Source organism: Methanomicrobiales archaeon HGW-Methanomicrobiales-1, assembly GCA_002839675.1.
Taxonomy (GTDB): domain Archaea; phylum Halobacteriota; class Methanomicrobia; order Methanomicrobiales; family Methanospirillaceae; genus Methanoregula.
Genome location: PGYM01000001.1, coordinates 1 through 708 on the forward strand (window position 1 = coordinate 1; position 708 = coordinate 708).

Here is a 708-nt window from a genome sequence, read left to right on the forward strand (position 1 = left end):
TGGCCGTGCAGCAGCGGCCAAGGGTGAGGTTGTTCGCCTATTAAAGGGGATCGTGAGCTGGGTTTAGACCGTCGTGAGACAGGTCGGTTACTATCTATCAGGAGTGTTTGGAGTCTGAGGGTAAGAATGAAATAGTACGAGAGGAACTTTCATTCGGCGCCACTGGTCGATCGGTTGTCTGACAAGGCAGTGCCGAGCAGCTACGCGCCAAGGGATAAAAGCTGAAAGCATCTAAGCTTGAAACCCGGCCTAAAAAGAGACTCCGTTGAGGACTCGGATAAAAGATCCGTTTGATAGGCTCCGGATGTAAGCACGAAGGTAACGACGTGTTCAGTCCGGGAGTACTAACGTCCAAAACTAGTGCTCACCACGTTAAACCCAGACGAAATTCTTTGTGCAAACCTTAAATTATATCCTATCCAATTGGATAGGGTATCATAATACACGGCTGCCAAGGTGGCGGAGCGGCCACGCGGTAGATTGCAGATCTACTACACTCCGGTTCAAATCCGGACCTTGGCTTACGCTGTATTCCTTAACTGGAGTATGGCGTGGAGAAGAATGTAAAAGTTCTTCGCCTGCATCTAAAAAACAAGCAAACAACATGTGGTGATAGCGGCCATAGCTTTCGGGAAACACCTGGTCTCATTCCGAACCCAGAAGTTAAGCCGAGACACGTAGTATGCTGTACTGAGGTACGCGAGTCCC

1 tRNA gene and 2 other annotated features are annotated in these 708 nt (G+C 49.4%); the gene reads left to right on the forward strand.

The annotated features are described in order from the left end of the window. Window positions 1-5 precede the first annotated feature (5 nt). Window positions 6-312 (forward strand) — a sequence feature (possible 23S ribosomal RNA but 16S or 23S rRNA prediction is too short). Window positions 313-450: 138 nt separating this feature from the next. Beyond that, window positions 451-522: transfer RNA gene (locus CVV30_00005), tRNA-Cys, on the forward strand. 89 nt (window positions 523-611) lie between these two features. Continuing rightward, window positions 612-694 (forward strand) — a sequence feature (5S ribosomal RNA rRNA prediction is too short). Window positions 695-708 lie beyond the last annotated feature (14 nt).